This is a genomic window from Brevundimonas naejangsanensis, from assembly GCF_000635915.2.
GTDB lineage: Bacteria > Pseudomonadota > Alphaproteobacteria > Caulobacterales > Caulobacteraceae > Brevundimonas > Brevundimonas sanguinis.
The window spans coordinates 283,333-298,540 of sequence record NZ_CP015614.1 but is presented as its reverse complement, the minus strand read 5'-3'; the positions used below and the strand labels follow the sequence as shown (position 1 = coordinate 298,540).

At 61.4% G+C, this 15,208-nt stretch carries 11 protein-coding genes and 1 tRNA gene; 4 read left to right on the top strand and 8 right to left on the bottom strand.

Annotation, left to right across the window (positions count from 1 at the left end; genetic code table 11):
* Nucleotides 1-34: 34 nt before the first annotated feature.
* Nucleotides 35-124: transfer RNA gene (locus DA69_RS01420), tRNA-Ser, on the top strand.
* A 271-nt stretch (nt 125-395) separates the two neighbouring features.
* Here DA69_RS01420 and DA69_RS01415 read toward each other — a convergent pair.
* The 7 genes from DA69_RS01415 to DA69_RS14485 all read right to left on the bottom strand — a co-directional run bounded on the left by DA69_RS01415 (nt 396) and on the right by DA69_RS14485 (nt 11,013).
* Nucleotides 396-836 (bottom strand): hypothetical protein, encoded by a 441-nt coding sequence (locus DA69_RS01415; RefSeq protein WP_025977804.1) that lies wholly within the window; start codon nt 834-836, stop codon nt 396-398.
* Nucleotides 833-1,993, bottom strand: coding sequence for a hypothetical protein (locus tag DA69_RS01410; RefSeq protein ID WP_025977805.1), 1,161 nt, complete (start codon nt 1,991-1,993; stop codon nt 833-835). Before DA69_RS01410 ends, DA69_RS01415 begins: the two co-directional genes overlap by 4 nt.
* Before the next feature lie 380 nt (nt 1,994-2,373).
* On the bottom strand, nt 2,374-4,500 hold the full coding sequence (locus DA69_RS01405; protein WP_064108265.1) for a CHAT domain-containing protein: 2,127 nt from the start codon (nt 4,498-4,500) through the stop codon (nt 2,374-2,376).
* A 269-nt stretch (nt 4,501-4,769) separates the two neighbouring features.
* A complete protein-coding gene (locus DA69_RS01400; protein ID WP_025977807.1) occupies nt 4,770-6,926 on the bottom strand; it encodes an SEC-C metal-binding domain-containing protein in 2,157 nt (718 codons plus the stop codon).
* A gap of 96 nt (nt 6,927-7,022) precedes the next feature.
* Nucleotides 7,023-9,938, bottom strand: a complete 2,916-nt coding sequence (locus DA69_RS01395; protein WP_145915881.1) for a hypothetical protein — start codon at nt 9,936-9,938, stop codon at nt 7,023-7,025.
* A complete protein-coding gene (locus DA69_RS01390; RefSeq protein WP_145915880.1) occupies nt 9,848-10,672 on the bottom strand; it encodes a hypothetical protein in 825 nt (274 codons plus the stop codon). Before DA69_RS01390 ends, DA69_RS01395 begins: the two co-directional genes overlap by 91 nt.
* A gap of 86 nt (nt 10,673-10,758) precedes the next feature.
* Nucleotides 10,759-11,013 carry a hypothetical protein gene (locus DA69_RS14485; protein WP_145915879.1) on the bottom strand — a complete coding sequence of 85 codons (255 nt, stop codon included), beginning with the start codon at nt 11,011-11,013 and terminating at the stop codon, nt 10,759-10,761.
* Between the two features lie 271 nt (nt 11,014-11,284).
* Here DA69_RS14485 and DA69_RS14480 point away from each other — a divergent pair, with 271 nt between their 5' ends.
* The 3 genes from DA69_RS14480 (at nt 11,285) to DA69_RS01380 (ending at nt 13,005) form a co-directional block, all read left to right on the top strand.
* Nucleotides 11,285-11,482: a hypothetical protein gene (locus DA69_RS14480; RefSeq protein ID WP_145915878.1), complete on the top strand. Its 198-nt coding sequence runs from the start codon at nt 11,285-11,287 to the stop codon at nt 11,480-11,482.
* Entirely contained in the window at nt 11,482-11,739 is a 258-nt protein-coding gene (locus DA69_RS01385; RefSeq protein WP_025977809.1) for a hypothetical protein, read from the top strand. The genes DA69_RS14480 and DA69_RS01385 overlap by 1 nt, the downstream gene beginning before the upstream one ends.
* Nucleotides 11,740-12,075: 336 nt before the next feature.
* Nucleotides 12,076-13,005 (top strand): HEPN domain-containing protein, encoded by a 930-nt coding sequence (locus DA69_RS01380; protein WP_025977810.1) that lies wholly within the window; start codon nt 12,076-12,078, stop codon nt 13,003-13,005.
* 465 nt (nt 13,006-13,470) lie between these two features.
* Here DA69_RS01380 and DA69_RS01375 read toward each other — a convergent pair whose 3' ends face one another.
* Nucleotides 13,471-14,715 carry a DUF3363 domain-containing protein gene (locus DA69_RS01375; protein WP_025977811.1) on the bottom strand — a complete coding sequence of 415 codons (1,245 nt, stop codon included), beginning with the start codon at nt 14,713-14,715 and terminating at the stop codon, nt 13,471-13,473.
* Nucleotides 14,716-15,208 lie beyond the last annotated feature (493 nt).

Here is a 15,208-nt window from a genome sequence, read left to right as displayed (position 1 = left end):
TCCGCCCCGGATGCATCCGGGCTTCAGGTGGAATGGACAGGTGGCCGAGTGGTTGAAGGCGCACGCCTGGAACGCGTGTATAGGGGCAACTCTATCGAGGGTTCGAATCCCTCTCTGTCCGCCACACGCTTTGTTTTGAAACGATTTTTTGGAAAATCGTTATCGTCACCCGCCATCTAACCCGCCAAGGTGTTTGCGCTTGGTTTTGGCTGTTCAGGGCGTTTCAATGGGTTTCACCTGATTTCGTCTTGGAAATGGTGGGCAGGTTTGCGCCAGAAGCAGTCCTCGCGCCATCGCCGGACACCAGTCATTAGAACGATGGCGTGGGGAGAAAGCAGGACATTCAAGCCCCCAGCGACCAAAGTCCCTCTGGTCCCCCGTCTCGCGGCCTGCGCTCACGCTCGGAAATCCTGAAGCTTCTGCAGAACCACGCGATCACCGAAGGTGCGGGTGATGAAATTTCTCAGCTTCCGATCATCTGAGACGAGATAGACCGTATCCCATGGGAACACCTCTCTTGAGAGCGTGGGCGTAGGAGGCGCACGACGCAGGAGGATCTCGATCGTCGCGAGAATGGCGACGTCACCGAATCCCTTCAGGCTGTAGAACGAGACCCCGGGGAACGTGTTGAGGTAGCGGGCAAACGCTTCAAGAAACTCGTGCTCCTCAAGGCGAATAGCTTCGAATGGTTGGGCAGCCAGCCAACGCTCGTTCGCCTCACTGCCACTAAGCTCCGCAGCGATCTCGTCGGGCACGAAGCATTTCTCGTCTGCGGCCAATTTCTGGCCAGCGTCGCACAGGTCAATGAGGGCGTTGGCGTCGAGGATTCTGATCATATGCCAACTCGGGCCCGGTACTTCGCCCAAAGCGGGCGGCGAATGCGTCCAAATAGGACGTACTGCGCCTGGTTCTGAGAGATGGAATGCCGGCTGAAGGCCCCGTTCACGGCCGACACCACGAGACCCCCGTTCAACTTTCGCACTGCGTTCTCGATGTAGGGCGAACGAGCCTTCATCTTTACGGGTGTCGACGGGGTGATGAGGCTGTCGCGCTCCTCGCGACTGATGACGCTCGCTTTCCAGAGCCGGTAGGTTACGGCGGAAGGCGTAAGCTTATAGGTATCGCTCAGGTCATCGATGGTCTTCCGGGTGACCGGACGTCCTTCAAGGTGCTCGAAGGCAGAGCACGGCAGCAAGAACTCGCCGACAATCCGGTGCGCAGTCGGAGAATGCTCAGCATCTCTGCCGGCGCGTGTCCGCCCTGGGCGCCAGTCCCGTGTGACGGTGTAGATGTCCAAGCCGATTAGAACGACGAGGAGCATCAGGGTGTAGATGCGGCGTCCTGCGGGTTCCTCGGTGTCTGCCATGTTCATGTGGACGAACGCGAACGGCACCTTCGGACTTTTGAGGCAGAAGCCGCTCACGTTCTTGTAGAGAGACTTGTGGTTCTTCGTAGTTGGCACGAGGCGGGCTTCTGACGTGCCAAGCGCAACATTCACATTGCCCGACTCTATGCAGCCCGCCAAGTAATCGAATGCCCGCCCTTTCGTCGACCGGCCCCAGAACGCCGCACGACTGATCCCGAAGTGCTGTTCGATAGCAGCGACCGCGGCCGGCACCGACTTGCCTCGAAGCGATCCGCAGAACTTGTTTCGGGAGTGGGCCTCGCTCTCTAACAGGAAGCGCTGAGCGCGGATGTATCGATCGATCAGGCGATATGGCACCGCGCCTCTCGCACCCGATCGGGTCGAAAGGTGGCCTACGTCGATCTTGTCTCGACGTTCACGTTCGATCGCCTGGAGATGCCGACGAAGGTTTGGCCAGGTGAGCAGGAACATCTGCCATGGAATGAAAAGCTTATCGGCCTCGGCCACGAGATCGGACTTCCGGATCTCCCCCGAGCGGATAGCTGCGGAGAGCACTGGACGACTGACCAGCTCCTCCTCGGGATAGAACGTCAGGAGACGCTGGAAGACGCGATCGTCCAGCTCCACGCACCGCCTATTGCGATGGGTTAGCCACATGGTTCGAGAACACATTTAGTCATGGCGACAGAATGACCGATTCTCTAGCCCTTGGAAGCCTTCGGATCCTTGCTACGTGGATAGGTCCGTTCCTCTTAGTAGTCTCTGTCTTCCTTCTGAATATTCACGGAACCTCCCTCTTTTCCGAGCGCCTTCTTTAGAACGCCACCTTTCGTGGCATCGGACTTCTCCTCGAAGGATTTCACGAACTTATCGGTCTTGTCAATTTTTAGGTCCTAGCGATCCTTCTTCTCGTCTTTTGTAAGCGTTAACTTTGACAGCTCCGGTGGATTCGACATTTCTGTTGTCTTGAGGCGAGTAAAAGGTGCACAGCTTTATGAGTCCTAAGCCTATGTCAGCAAGACCGGGCAGCCCCAGTTGATAAGGCTTTCAAGGTCTTCACCCGAACGCTGAAGGCGTTCGAGAAGGCCAGGACAGTCCGCAAAACGCGTCTCCAACAGTCTCATGAGGTCATCCGGCTGGCGAAGCAGGGCCGCCGCCCTCAATACGGCGCTCGCGGAGGGATCGTCCTCGAGGCATGCAACCAACGCTGCGCCGAAGGCCAGACCCGCTGTCCAGTGCACAGGCCAAAGGTGCCCCACGACGCCTTGGCTCTGTCCCACCAAGCTCTGGGCCAGCCCTATGCGCGCCAGGCCGCCCCGGCCCTGCGCGGTCGCTCCGCTGCAGCTGTTGAGGACGAGAAGGCGACGGCCCGCCTCTGGCGTCGTCCAACGCTGGAGTTCTTCTAGACTCACAAGGGTTTCGTCGGGAAGGTGCAAGCCGGTCCCGCCGATCGCGAAAGGGTCGTGCGCGCCATGCGATATAACCCAGCAGACGTCTGCATCAGGGTCCTCATAGAAGCGCCGTAGGTCGTCGGCGGTCGGCGTCTGGGGCGCGGTGACGCCGACGCTCCAGCCCGCACGCTGGGCGACATGCTGGATGGCTTCCAACTCGAAGGCTTCGTGCCATGGTCCGCCCGCCCAGACTGAAATCTTGCGGATCGGCCGGAGCTCCAGGGGGCACTCGAAGCTGATTTCGAGCGGTGCGGCGATGCCGGCGTCCTTCATCAACATTCCCTGGATAGGTTCCGGCCCGCTCGGGAAGACCATTAAGGCCCGCGGCGACCATCCCTCCGGGAGTCGCGCCCGAAGCTCGGCGAACTGGTAATGGTCGCGCATCGCCGCCTCGAGCGTGTAGCCCGCCTTGGCGTCTACAATGTCGAAACGAAAATCTTGGTAAACCGAGCTATCGTGATCCCCATCGGCACCACGGTAGTAGGAGCCCAAAGCCTCGCTCGACGCGCGTTGCATCGCGTTGTGCGTCGTATAGGTGCCGTCGCCCGTGAGCCAACGACCGCCGGGCCAGAGGTACGCCGCACCGCCGCCGTGAGTAGGGATGATCGTCAGCAGGTCGGCATCGGCAGGGTCCTGTCCGGCGGCCCGATACCAGGCCCCCAGGACCTCGACGAGGTCCCCGACCTCGCCCCAGAGGCCGAGCGAGTAGGCGATCGGCCAAAGAATCGAGACCCTCTGCTCGAGCGCCTCCAGATTGGACTGTCCCGGCCGCACGCTAGCCAGATGCAGAGCTCTGACGCGACCGATTTCGTCGAGGATTGCAGCACGGCGTGCAGCCCAGTCTTCTGGGCCCTCCATACCCGCTGCGAGCACCTGGAGCCGCTCATGCTCGCCTAGAACCGAGTTGAAGTTCTCGAGGATCCAATTGGTTCGATCCCGCACACTGACGTTTGTGTAGCGAAATGCCGGCGTGATGAACGCGATGGCGATATCCTTGCGGTGCTCGAGAACCGGCGTCGTTTCGAGCAAGCCGAGAAGGTGCTCAGCCCAGACCTGTCCGTCCGGCCAGTCTTGGTGCGCGGCCCAGGTGACCATCTGAATGATGGCCTCGATCGCAGCTCCATCCCTCGGCTCTTGCGCGTACGCGCGCTTGGAGCATTCCCAGGACCCACGCGCAATGGCGGCCGTTAGTTGATCGAGGCCGCCAAATTTGAAAGCGAGATAAAAGGCGGCCGCAGCGAAGTTCGGGACATAGCCGACATAGAGTTGCAGCAAGGCGTCAGGCGCATGAGGGAAGATCAGGAACGAGAAGACATTCTCGTTCAGCCGTTGCCCGCGCACATGAGTTGGCGCAATCGCCGTCCAGACCCAATCGTAACAGGCACCGAGCTGACCGGAAACGCGGGTCGCATGCAGCGCTGGAATGCAGGTGATAAAGCGCGCACAATCGATCGCGTCAACGGCCGCAGCGCCTCCAGCCGCGCCGCGCGCGTCTGCGAAATCTGCGACGATAGCTTCGGTCCACGACCAAAACCCGGCGAGATCTTCAAGCTTCGCGACCTGGAGCGTCCAAAGCGCTTCGAGCAGATCGACGTCAGGGTTCATCCAATCAAAGGGGGCCTCCCAGAACAGAGCGTCGGGCTCTAGACCAGCGGAGCGTGGGAAGGCGGCGGCGAATGTCACTTGGGCATCTCCGGACGGGTGATCGTTCCTGGCTAAGGACGAATGATACCCTGAGGTGGTGCTTGGCCGTCTAGGCCTAACAGCCGCCGGACGCTGGTCCCGCTAGTTGGGCCGATTATTGCTGGCTGATCGAAGGGGGGCGAAGGGCTTCGCCGCTTTGCCTTGGAACAGACATTCAGAACTGCCGCTTCGAGTCAGGAACTGTCATTGCCTTCGATCTCTCCGCGAAAGGCTGAAGCTGACTCAAAGCGGAAATTGGCAGGGTCCGTTCAGGGTCTCACCAAGCAGCATTTCTTGTGCTTCTTTCCGCTGCCGCAGGCACACGGATCGTTTCGGCCGACCTTTTGAGCAAGCCGGCGCCTCATGGCGCTCCACGGCACCTGCGGGCGAACCGGCCACTGCTTCACCTGTTCTTCCATCTCGGCGTCGGACGTCCAAGGCTCGAGTGAGCCGACACTAGCCAGGACATCGCGGGTGTCGGGGTGAATGAGAAGACCGTACCAGCGGTCGGCCTTGCTGGCGTACTTGCGCAGCCGGCAATGCGCCCACAGCCTCAGCATGGTGTCTGGCGTGTCCGGGTAGCGACAATGAACAGTCAGGCCAGCCTGTGCTTCCCCGAACTCCAGGGAAAGGTCATGGGGACGTCGATCTCTTCGGGCAGCGGCGGCAAGCGTATCGATACCAGAACCGAGTGACCTGGCCGTCTCCTCACCGAGTTGGAGCAACGCCAATCCCAACTCCCCGATGTCGGGGTCATCGTGGCTTTCGATCTGGGCGACCAAACGATCAAATGTCGTACCCTTGAGCTTGGTCAGGATGCCTTCCGGCGTTTCTAGCCCCGGAAGTCCCTCGCGACGCGCCAGCATGGCGATATCGAGGGGAATGCTGAAGTCATCCCCCATTACCATCATGTTGAATTCGTCATCGAACCAGAGATGATGCGTGAGGTGGTAGCCCAGCAAAGTGAGCTCGTGGCTGGCTGAAAGCCGTTCGCCGAACCGCTCCCGCAGCGTCAAGTAATGTAGAAATTGCAAGGGGCCGACGAGCATTTCGGCCATCACGTCCAAAGCGAACACGTCCATCACTAGGGGGGCGACGATGTGCGCAGTCGTCCTCTGTTTGAGAAACGCGCTCGCCTGGAAGGCAAGGGCCGGATAGTGGTCGGAGACGATGCAAAGCGGCTGGACGACGTCGAAACTGCGCGGAAGTTCAATTCCATCGCCTGCGGCATTCTTCAGCTTGAAGGATGAGTCCAACAACGCGGTTGCGCAGAGAAACGCCTGATCGGCAGCGTCCTGCACCGCCTTCTTGAAATCGTCCTTGAGTTGGAGGTCATTGCCTTTGCGGGCTTCAATGGTCAGCCGCTTGGATTTCGCCTGTAAGAGGATCGCGCGGCGGCCATAGATGGCAAGCGCATCGATCTCGCCGACGCGATTGCGATCAGGGCCATAAATGTCAATGTTCCGCAACACCCGAGCTTTCCCGAAAACCTTTTCGAGGCACTCGGCAGCGAAGTCCTCGGTAAACTCGCCCCGATGCCGCACAGCGGTCGGCGCATACGTTCTGTCTTCGGTCAGCCAGAACACGGGACTTTCGTAAATCGCCTCCAAAAGACTGTAGTGTTGAAGCAGCAGGAATTGCCCATCGTCCCAATGCAAGAGGGGCATCGCGTTGGTAGCGTTGAATTCGTGGAGAGCCGTGAAGCGTGGGTTCAGATGCCCTGGCGGCAAGGTGAACGCCGCCAGCACCGCCTCAATCCGTGAGCGATCCAACTCGCATCGACCCTGAATGTCATCGACCGAAAAAACTGATCCCGGCAGCATTGTCCACTGGTCGGGGGGAAGCTCCACCATTGCCTTGGATAGCGCCATTTGGCGTTCTGACAGCACATCCGCGAGGGTTTGTGCGACCGCGACGGCGTCACCAATCTCAAAGCCTTTGTTGGCCAGGAGCCACGGGTTGTCGGCAGCGTATTTTCGTATCGCCAGAGCCCGGTATTGGAACCCGTAGGCAGACTCCCCTGAGTAAAAGATCGGCTCACGTAGATTGGCGCCAGCCCACATAGGCTCCTGAATCTGCACCACGCCATCCACGATCTTGAAGCTATCGCGCCAGGACGCCGACATTGCCCAGTGAAGCTCCTGAAGCAGGGCCTGCGCGCGATCCACATACTCCTGAAACCGCTCCGGAATGGGTAGGATGGCGTCGATGGGGCCTTGAACCATCAGGCCGATCATGGTGGCGATCTCGGTGCGGACGAGCCGCTCCGCTGCATGTTGGCTTTCCATCGCCTCGGCATCGAGGCGGTCCCCAAACCGGATGAGATTGTCGCGGAAGTCGAAGTAGACGATCGCATGGATAAAGCCTGGTGACCGGCAAAGTTCAGCTAGGTCCGCGAACACTTCTGTTTCGGTCCTCGCGTCCATAGTTCCTCCGAAAGCGCGGCTTTCGTTCGCCAAATGTTCTAAAAGGTGGGGCATGGCTACCTTTTTGGCCCATCTGCAAGGCCTGTTGCGCGAATGCTAATTCTTGATGGCCGTCTCAAGATCATCCAGCAGCACGACGCGAGCGTCCGGGTCGGCGGGTTCCACGACCATCATGGGCTGCGGGGTGGAGACTACGAGAAGGCCCCGGACCTCGACGGGTGCCGTCAGGCGATTCTGCTTGGCCAGCGCTGCCGCCTGGTCGCGCACATATCGCACACGGCGTAGATGCTTCATCATGGAGTCGGGACGGCCGCCGGGTTTTACTATGCCGGCATAGTCGGCCAGGCGCAGCGCGATCTCGCGCTGGCTCCGGCAGAGACCCAAGTCCTTCACCTCAACGATCCAGGTGCGGTTCCTCGCGCGATCCAGCGCGAAGACGTCGATATCCCCAAGCTCGGGCGGGACCTTCGCATTCAAAATTTTGCTGGCGTAGACCCCGACATCGACTTCCAATCCTAGCGCTTCAAACCTGCGGCCGACGTCCTCAGCGAATTTGGCGGATTCCTGCGCGGCCGCGTCGATGGACCAAGTCTTCATCTGCGGACTCGTCCAGAAAGACTCGGGCAGTGCGCCGTCGAACGCGCGGCGGGTCATCCATTCTAAGCCCGTTCCAACAGCTCCGGCGGCGATCATCAGCTCTGGGTCATCGCTCGAGTCGAGAGGGAGCAGCGGGCGAGCGTGAAAAGCTAACCGACGTCCCGAGCGCCACGGTTCGACTTCATGGCGCGAGAAGCCGACCGGCGGAGCGCTCCAGTGGGTGCGCACGGGCATCGTCATACGGATGACGAGCTGCGTCACGCCTGACGCTGACAATCCACGCGATGCCACTACGTGCTTCACCAGCTCGGACCGGCGCATCCGGAACACGGCCTCGCCTTTCTCGACCGCGATGTTTTCGAGCTCGTCCCGAAAGTTGCGGATTCCATCCATACTGAGGCCGAATTCGGCCGCCAGGGCTTCGCCATACTCTGCAGGAAGTTTGTCATCCACGGACGGCATGCCCTCCTGCTGAACGACGCGCTTCTCGTAGCGGCGCATGTCCGCGCGAATCTTACGATTGGCGACCCGCTCACCCACTGGCCGAACTACCGCTTCGCTGAAGTCCTGCTGACTCAGCAACTCGCCGGAAAGCGACACCGCGACCTCCGGGGGCGTAACCCCATTCTCAATCTCGGCGTGGAGGTCGCTCATGTGCAGCGCCAAAACCGTGTCGGCGAGCATCTCGTCTACATCGACGACGCTCGGCTCAGGGCTGACGTCATCATTGAGTGGGACCGATCCAACGATCTCGGCAAGCAATCGGCAACCGATGCGCACGGCGGTCCCGGCCCAGATGCGTTCGCGCAAGACCCCCTCGGCTATTTCCCTGTCATCGGCGAGAGACAAAGCCGATCCGGTAGTGTCATTCCAGAGACGTTCGTCGATATTGGCGCCTTCGAGGCGGCGAAGGATCTGACGAACCAGCGCAGGGTGATCGAGGGCTAAGGCGCGCGAAGCCACCTTGTCGAGAAGATGGTTCACCGACGCGCGGATGGTCGGCAGGACGTCGGCCTCGGATAACCGCCCGACGATGTTGCGTCCTAAGGCATCCCAGGCGAGGCCCGTTTTTGCTAGGGCCGCCGCAGACTCTGGAAGGTCCCGATATTCGGGTGCGTCTACGCCTTGGATCAGGTCGTAGTATGTTTGGGCCGCGATCGCATGCCGATAACGGGCGCGATCGTCGGGCACGACTACGGTGGCCAACCGCGCCAAGGTAGCCGCGCTCGCGGGTCGGCCCGAGAGGTTGCTCACGACGAGTAGTATCCGCTCCGCCAACGCACGCTCTGCCGTATTAGCCTTGTCGTGCCATCGACCGAACCAAGCGGGAGACAACTCGAATGTCGCTGACTTGCCCTCTACCTGAACCCGGATAGTTTCTGAGATGTCGGGAGCCGTCTCATTGCCAGCGGTTTCGAACCCTTCCGTATCGGCCTCGGCGGGGATCTGGAACGTCAGGTGTAGGACTTGATCTGGCCCTTTACCGGCGGATGCGAGAGCCTTTACCGCACGTTCCGTCCAGCCGATCACGATATCCAGCATCGGAACCCGATAGGTGTGCGACCCGCAGACCTTGGGAATTTCAACCCACACCGGTGCGAACCCGTCGATAGCGACTGCACCGATTGTCTCGCCGTGCATGACCATTCCCATCGCCATGTACTGCTTCAGGTCTTCGGGTTCGTTGAACCAGCTCGACGTAGCTTTGCGGCGGACGCGAATGAAGGGGCCATCTTCGCGCCAGGAAAGTGATTGGAGACCGAGTCGACTGAACGCTTCGCGCCGAGCGGGCAGAACGTAGTCAGTGCCTACGGAGATGGTCACCGGGACCGATCCACCGTCGACATTGGGGGTGAGCAGATTGTTGGTCGAGCGCCAGTACTGAACCAGATTGAGCGTGCCGTTCAGATTCAGGAGCCGGATGCCGGCCTCGGTCAAACGCTCCTGCTGTTGCTCCATGCGCCAGAGATCGTCGAGGTCGACGCCTAAAGCGCCGATCGTCGCGAAATCGGCGGCTGGAGCATGGATCACCGTCCAACCGACCCCAGGTGCCGGAAGCCGACACATCAGACCGCGCCCCCACCCACACAGGATCACCAGGTGCGCACCGGCGATGAAACCGGGTTGCGTCGAGACGAAAGATTCAGCCTGGGCCGCCTGTTGTATAAGGAAGTCGCCGACCTCGGCGGCGTTCGGCGCCATTTCGTCAAGGCTGGCCTCCGATGCATTGGCGAAGCCGTCGCCTATGATCATCAGATGAATCCATCGACCGGGGCCGTGGTCGCGCAGAACTGCCGTTGTTACGAACGAACCGACCGGCTTCATCAGAAACCGGTCCGGAAATTTCTCGAAGCCACTCTCCGCCACCCGACGGAGCTCGGCGAAGACGAGCTTCTCGGCCAGCCGCCCCCCCAAGAGGCCATCTCGGCCTGAATGGCGACGCGCTGGCGCCACGCGGCGAGCAGGAAACTTGGCGCGCCGACTACGAATGTCGTCCCGTCGGTCATCACCGGTCGGCGTCGCAGCGAGTCGCGATTGCCAACCTCCTCCCGCACGTCCAGCAGGTATGGTTTCAACAACTGATAAGGCGCGCGCGCTAACGCAAGATCGGCGCGGCTGAACTGAACGCGACGGCCCAGCGCAGATAACCGATCGCTGGGCGGCAGCTCGATCGTCTCGCCGTTTGATCCGCCACCATATTCCGCGCGAGCGAGGCGAGCGCGTGTGGCGATTACCTCCGAGAGCGACATCAGCGCAAAGGCTTCAAACATGAGTTCGGTGACGTCGGGCTCTTCCCGCGAGAGATCCGCAAGAGCTTCGACGAAGGCGTCCGTCATCGCAGCATTCTTCTCGAACACACCCTCGAAAACACGGAACTCTCCGAAGTCTGTCAGAACCGGCAGCAGGAAAGCGTCCTCGGGCGGATCCTCGGCGAAAGCGATGCCGCGCATACCATTGTTGAGCCAGCTGGCCAGCCGGCCACGACCAGGTGCCTGTCCTCCGGTAGCCACTGCGGCAGTTGCGGTCGCAAGCGTCTCCAGTCGCAGCGTGTTCGCCTGCAGCGCCGGGAGGGTCATCAGCCCGCCCAACACGGCCGTAGCGCGCATTGGGTTCAGCGTGCCGAGTTCGTCGCCCAGGTCGGCGATCACTCTCGTAGCTTGCGGGTCGGGGTGAATCACGGCGAGGCTCGATGGAGAGGCTTCACGGAGGCGCGCAATCGGGCGCGGGGCGTAGGCTATACATTAGAGAGCATGGAGGCGTTGTTCGCCATGATGTTGAGCTTCCGCAGCGGAACGGAATTGTTCTTAGTGAGGCTAGTCGAAAGATCTACTTTCCAGCCCGTCGTCGATAATTGCTTCCAGCCCATCAGCGACATCGTGGAAGGCTCAGCCTGACCCACTTCGGGTCCGTGAGCCAAATCATTTAGCCCTAAAACTGATCCTTCAGAGACTTCGTGACGGTGAATGGCGGGAAGTTTGGCTTCCGCCACGACCAGTCCAACAGTCCGTAATATTGCTGCCAGCCAAAAGAATTGGTCATCTGCGTCGGTCGCTTGAACGTGTAGGCGTCCGCGCAGGCCAAGACTGCCGCGAACAAACTCGCCCTCGATATGTTAGAGAAGCGACATGCTGTGTGGCGTGAACTTGTAGCGCGGACTAGACAACCTGTGGGCAACCGCCGTTCGCCCTTGTGTCTCTAAGTGAGCAATCCCACCTTGGCTTTAGGGCTAAAGACCCATCAACCGCACAGGAAACGCCTCAATGGCCGACGACGTCCGTATTACGAATCTCCCACAATCTTCCGCTCAAGAACGGGTCGCGTACGATCTCTACAAAGATGTTATGATTGCTGAAGGTAAGCAGCTCGGAGCAGCAGAAGGGTCTGGCAAGCGACCCGACCGCAAATACCTGCTCGACCTCTATGCCGAGTGCCTGAAAGCGGCGAAGGATTATCGCTGATGGCTCCAGTGATAGGCGCGCGCATCCCGCCGATGTTTGAGGTCGGCAAATCCTATAGCTTCGCCATGGAGACGGAGCATGGCTTTGGCACCTCGTCCTACAAGGTCGTTGCGTGGGATGCCCCGTTGCTCAAACTGGCATCGGTGAACGAAGAGGATGTGGTCGTGAACGTTGGTTCGTCCCGCTTCCACTCTGCCACCCCGGTGGATTTTGACGCTTCCGCCCCGCTGGATCTCGACGCGCTCATCTCTCGCTGAAGGCGGGCCTCTTCAGAAATGAAGGGGCCCTTTCTCTCATGCCGCGTCTCGCTTCTCGACCTGATGCACCAGCTCAACCGCCGCTGACACCGCATGATCGTTGGCGCTGATCCGCTGTGGCTCTCGTGCCGCCTCTACCGCTGCCGTGAGCCTCGTCGCATCTTGCGACGCCGCAACGGATCGGAAGAAGACGTTCACTCGGCCTCGATTCGATGTCTGGTTGCTGCCGAGGTGCTAATGTCCGTTCCTGGCGCTAAGCAGTCGTCGCAGGCCTAAAGCGCCGCCACCTTGACCGTTGGTTGGTGCAGCCTCGGAGTTTTCGGCTAGACTCCATTCATGCGGTCTGATTTGCACCATCTTCCGGAGCGGCAGCAGCGCGAGCTTGAGCGCGTGCGCGATACCCTGCTGGCCGGATTCGAGGCCGCCAAGAACGGCGGCGGGGGCGGCACGCAGGAATGGCGTCGCGGCGGGATGGTGCTGAAGATCATTCTCTTCGGCTCCTATGCGCGCGGCGACTGGGTCGATGAACCCGAGAACGGCTACCTGTCGGATTTCGATCTGCTGATCGTCGTCAACAACGCGAAGATGACCAACATCGCCGACTACTGGTGGAACTCCGAGGATCAGATCCTGCGGGACCCATCCATCGGCCGGACCGTCAACATCATCGTTCATGATCTGCATGAAGTGAACGACGCTCTGAAGCGCGGCGAGTACTTCTGGACGGACATCGTCCGCGACGGCGTCTCGCTCTACGAAATCCCCGGCCACCCTTTCGCTACGCCACAACCGCTGACGGCTCGGGATGCATGGGCTCAAGCCGAGGGTTATCAGGAGCGAATCTCGCGCTCGGTGGACGTATGGCTTGAACTCGCTCGAGTGTCGCTGGAACACGCAGACGACATCGAATGGCGCAGGAAAGCGGCCTTCAATCTCCACCAAGCTGTCGAAGCCGCCTACGCCTGCTTCCTGCTGGTCCACACGTTCTATTTCCCGCGCTCTCACAACATCAAGTTCCTGCGCTCCCTCGCCGAGGATGTGGACACGCGCCTGGTCGAGGCCTGGCCCCGCGAACAACGCGCCGACCGTCGTCGCTTCGAGCTGCTGAAACGCGCCTATGTCGAAGCTCGCTACAGTGATCAATACCACGCCTCAGCCGAGGACTTGGAATGGCTGATGGCGCGGGCTCGCGCACTGCGCGACCTCGTCGCCGACCTCTGCCAATCCAGGATAGCTGAGCTGAAATCGAAGGCCACAACCGCCTGACTGTGGATGCCGACGGCCGGTCACCATCACGTTCGTGAGAGACCGCGTGAGTGGATCGGACGCGGTGAAACCGCCTGAAACGCCCTGAACAATCCTGAAACGGCCCGGCGCGTGATCGCCGCTCGGCGGCCGCATTGACCGCCAGCGGATCATCGTCCCCGGATAGCTCCCGCAACGAGGAGCACCCCAAATGACTGGTCTGTACCTGGGAGAGACGGAGGATGTCCTGCTGACCCGCAAGGAGGCGTCGACCGAACTGCTGCGCATGGGCATCCGCCGCTCGCCGGGGACCTTGGCCAAGATCTTCAGCACGAGATCTGACGGACCACCCTGCATGCATTTGGGCCGAACGCCCTACTATCCTCGCCAGCGACTCCACGACTGGGCGCGGAGCCAACTAACAGGATTGCGCTCGTCCTCCCGGCAGCCGCGCCGATCCGGCGAATGGAACACCCCGGCCGCACCCTAGAGCCCAAGGCCGACCCCTCGCGCCATTCCCGGCACAACCCGCATCATGCCCCTCGCATCCAGACCGAGGGTCGCCTGCGCGCCGACGGTTGGAAGAGCCGTTCCGACCGCTAGGCGCGCGTAGTGTTCGACGCCCTTGGCGTCCTTGAGAACCACAAAGGGCGAAGCTCCGAGTTCATCGTGGAAGCCGGCCTTCATCACCTGTCCCGCTACCCTTCCCTCGCGGAAAACCTCAGCGGTCCGTCCCGTCTCCAGCCTGCGCTCGTTCAAGGTGCGGATGACGTCCTTCGAGACCTGCAGCCGCCGCAACTTGCCCTCCAGTTCATCCGCGAGCCTGAACCGGCGCCCATGCCGCTCCGCCAGACCCAGGCTCTCCAGATGGGCCAGACGGCCACGCGTCAAAGCGGCCCAGGCGTTTCGACCACCCACGGCGTCCGCGACCATCCCCTCCCCGTCCATCGACGCCAGAAGCCGCCGATCGAAACTGGTGAAGCTGTCCCTCTGGGTCTCGCGCCAGACGCGCCGTTCAGCGTCGAGGCGGGAAAGATCGCCCAAGCGCTCCTGCGCCGTCTCCTGGGCCCGAGCCCGAAACCCGTAGGCGACGTAGTCCCGGGGAATGACCAGGTCGCGTCCGTTCGCTCGCCGCCCCGGCATCAGGACGTGGGCGTGTGGTTGGTCGGTATCGAAGTGGCAGACCGCCATCCAGGGCAGGTTCGGCTCGCCGAGGTCGGCGCAGACCCTGCCCATCACGTCGCGGGTGTAGTCGCGCAGGTCAGCGATGCGGTCGCCATGCTCCGGCGAGACGATGAAGCGGAAGTGGTGGCGATGCTCGGCCCAGTCCTGGGTCCGCTCAGCCCCATCGACGGCGTCGCGGTTGCGGTCGAAGAAGGCCCCGGCCTCCCCGTCCTGGCCGGCGCCGTCGCGGCCGAGATAGCGGACATGGGCCGCCAGCGCCTTGCCTCTCGCCATCCCCTTGCCGAGGTGGCGTGACACCAGCGCCTTGACGATGACCCGCTGGCGCACGTCCGCGCGGAAGGCGCTGCCGGATCGCTTGGCCGCCGTCTTCAGCGCCCCCGCCTTGGCGCCGTAGCTGAAGCGCATCGACGACGAGAGCCGCTTCAGCATCGAAGTCCGGACAGAGCCGTCGCGCTTCAGGCTCGTCGCGAGGCGTACCTGAAGCCCGTCATCCGCCGTCGCCGACAGGGCCGACATGCGGTCTTCGATGATGTTGCGGAAGGTCATGACGACGCCTCTCAGGGGGTGCGAAACCGCTCTCAACCGCCGCAAGTCGTCACAAGTCGCAGAACCGGTCGGGAGCGCTCGCTAGTGAGTGGAAACGAAAGGACAAAAGCGAAGCGAAGACGCCCCTCTTTTATCTTGCCCTCCCGATCTGTCGCTGAGCTGTTGTTTACCCGTGATGGCTTTCGTTTCCCGAGGCCCAAGCCAGACGCCAAGACCTTCGATCGGGCGGCCAGCTTTGCGGCAGCCAGAGGTTCGGCTAGCTTTCCTCCGCCCGGGCGGCCCCCGCGTATGTCCAGGCTTCGGCTAAAGGCGGCGGCGCATGGCTCAACCATGTTCTCAACGCCCGGCGCACCAAACCGTCAAGCTTGCGCTTCCAGAGAACGCCATTCGACCGCACTTGCCAAGGTTGCGCAGGTGATTCATGCTGGCGATGCGTCGCTGAGCGGCGTCGAGGCGTGAGAACCTCGGTTGAGACGAAGCGAACAAGCAGGCC

Excerpts from the sequence above, each read along its gene's own strand:
- DA69_RS01380 (WP_025977810.1), top strand. The coding sequence starts at position 12,076 with ATGCGGTCTGATTTGCACCATCTTCCGGAGCGGCAGCAGCGCGAGCTT.
- DA69_RS01375 (WP_025977811.1), bottom strand. The coding sequence starts at position 14,715 with ATGACCTTCCGCAACATCATCGAAGACCGCATGTCGGCCCTGTCGGCG.
- DA69_RS01400 (WP_025977807.1), bottom strand. The coding sequence starts at position 6,926 with ATGGACGCGAGGACCGAAACAGAAGTGTTCGCGGACCTAGCTGAACTT.
- DA69_RS01385 (WP_025977809.1), top strand. The coding sequence starts at position 11,482 with ATGGCTCCAGTGATAGGCGCGCGCATCCCGCCGATGTTTGAGGTCGGC.
- DA69_RS14480 (WP_145915878.1), top strand. The coding sequence starts at position 11,285 with ATGGCCGACGACGTCCGTATTACGAATCTCCCACAATCTTCCGCTCAA.
- DA69_RS01415 (WP_025977804.1), bottom strand. The coding sequence starts at position 836 with ATGATCAGAATCCTCGACGCCAACGCCCTCATTGACCTGTGCGACGCT.